The following is a 1,990-nucleotide window of genomic DNA, read 5'->3' as shown; positions in this document are numbered from 1 at the left end:
GCGCCCCCTCAGCCCGGCCTTGCCGGGCAGCTCCCCCGGCGGCGGGGGAGCGTAACGAGGCGGCGCCTTTGGCGCTCAGTATTTCTTCGAAAATTCCGTCTTCGCGCATCCCGAGCACGGCGGGATGTGGCCGGTCGCTTTCAGGTGTATTTCCTTGCCGCAGCCCTTGCACACCAGGGTGCCCGGGCCGGTGATCTCGCCCGAGTGGTAGGTGCGCGCGCTGTCGGCGCGGGAGGCGAGCTTCTTGAGCGCGTCGCTGGCGTTGTTGAGAAGCTGCGTCGAGAGATCGAGCAGCCCCGCGCCAAGGCGCGAGGGGTGCAGCAGTTCGCTGGCCTTGTCTCCCAGGCGCTCGAAGTCGCCGGCGGTCTCTTCGAGGTCGCGCTTCAAGAAGATTTCGGCCTTGTCGAGCTGTTCCTTGCTGAACTCGCCGGCCCGGTCGATTTCCTTGCGCGCGAAGGCCAGCGACTCATCGAGGGCCTCGGCCGACTTCTTGCTCGCCTTTTCAAAGGCCTTGCGGGTTTCTTTTGCCAGGCGCTCGTAGAGATCGAGCTCCTCTTTCTGCTCCGGCGTGGGGGTGTTCTGTTCCTCACTCATGTCAATTCTCCCTTCGATATCAAGGGAAAGCCTACCACAACGCGGATTTTGGTGGGTATGACCAGAATCAGAGGGGGAATGGAACCACGGATGGCCCCTTCGACATGCTCAGGGCAGGCACAGATGAACACAGATATGTAGAAGGAGCAGATCAAAAAGGATTGACAGGATGAGCAGGATCTACGGGGATTCCACCCCGTTCGTCCTGAGTAGCGGGCCGAAGGGCTGCGTATCGAAGGGCATACGGGCCTCAGGCCCCACACCCGAATACATCGGCCCTTGTGCCCTTCGATACGCGCTGATCCTCAGCGCTACTCAGGACGAACGGGGCGAAGACGTATCCGCATCCGTGTTTATCTGCGTTCATCTGTGGTTATTTTTCTTCCGGCTCGAACTTCAGCGAGGCGCTGTTCATGCAGTAGCGCAGGCCCGTGGGGGCCGGGCCGTCTTCGAAGACGTGGCCCAGGTGCCCGCCGCAGGCAGCGCACAGGGCCTCGGTGCGCACCATCCCGTGGGAAGTATCGCGCTCCTCGGCCACCGCGCCCTCTTCGACCGGCGCAAAAAAACTCGGCCACCCGCTGCCCGACTCGAACTTGGTCTCCGACTCAAAGAGCTTTGCCCCGCAGCCGGCGCAGAAATAGACCCCGGCCTCGTGGTTGTCCCAGTACTTTCCGGTAAAGGCCCGCTCGGTCCCCTTCTCCCGAAGGATCCGGTAGGCCTCCTCGCCCAGCTCCGCGCGCCATTCTTCTTCGGTTTTTTGGATCTTGGTCATGGGTTCGCTCCTGTATGATCAACCAAGGAAAGATTACGAAGATCAATACTGGCGATGCAAGACAGGGTGGCACGTATATTACGCGCCCAGATAGAATGAGTGCATGACGAACAAACCCAAAATTATCGTTGATCACTTCTCAACGAGCACGGTGCCGATTGAAATGTTCTTCGGGGACACTAGCTTATCTACGGCTTCGGCTTTTCTTTATGAATTTGAACACCAGACTTATCTCGTCACAAACTGGCATAACTTATCAGGTCGCAGTCCGGAATCAGGCGAGCCTGTTTCGCCCACCTGCGGACTACCCGACCGTATAAGCTTCGCGCTCCCTACGGTCGAAAATGTCGCGGCATGGAAAATCGTGTCAACTCACCTTTTTGAACAGTTTAACGATTCTCGCGTCGCCCGATGGTACGAGCATCCGGATTCAGGTTCCACGGTTGATATCGGGGTCCTACCGCTGGACGCGATTCCAGGGTTAAAACTGAATGCAATCAACAACTTTATCCAGAACAAACAACTCCCGATCACCGTTGCTGCTGAAGTATTTGTGCTCGGGTACCCAAAACGCCTCAATTCCGGCGGCGCCTTCCCAATTTGGAAGCGGGCGAGCATAGCAAG

At 58.5% G+C, this 1,990-nt stretch carries 3 protein-coding genes; 1 reads left to right on the top strand and 2 read right to left on the bottom strand.

What is annotated here, in order from left to right:
• Positions 1–75: 75 nt before the first annotated feature.
• A complete protein-coding gene (locus KDH09_04600; GenBank protein MCB0218952.1) occupies positions 76–594 on the bottom strand; it encodes a hypothetical protein in 519 nt (172 codons plus the stop codon).
• A gap of 373 nt (positions 595–967) precedes the next feature.
• The gene (msrB, locus tag KDH09_04595; GenBank protein MCB0218951.1) at positions 968–1,366 is read right to left on the bottom strand and encodes a peptide-methionine (R)-S-oxide reductase MsrB; all 399 of its coding nucleotides are present in this window, start codon (positions 1,364–1,366) and stop codon (positions 968–970) included.
• Positions 1,367–1,469: 103 nt separating this feature from the next.
• Between msrB and KDH09_04590 the strand changes: the two genes are divergently transcribed.
• Positions 1,470–1,990 (top strand): hypothetical protein (locus tag KDH09_04590; protein ID MCB0218950.1); only part of this gene is annotated, 521 nt, incomplete at its 3' end.

It is taken from the genome of Chrysiogenia bacterium, from assembly GCA_020434085.1.
In the GTDB taxonomy this organism is placed as follows: Bacteria; JAGRBM01; JAGRBM01; order JAGRBM01; family JAGRBM01; genus JAGRBM01.
This window is presented reverse-complemented; position numbering and strand designations above follow the sequence as displayed.

What these genes read in the sequence shown, in the direction of transcription:
- KDH09_04600 (MCB0218952.1), bottom strand. Translation starts at nt 594, where the DNA reads ATGAGTGAGGAACAGAACACCCCCACGCCGGAGCAGAAAGAGGAGCTC.
- msrB (MCB0218951.1), bottom strand. Translation starts at nt 1,366, where the DNA reads ATGACCAAGATCCAAAAAACCGAAGAAGAATGGCGCGCGGAGCTGGGC.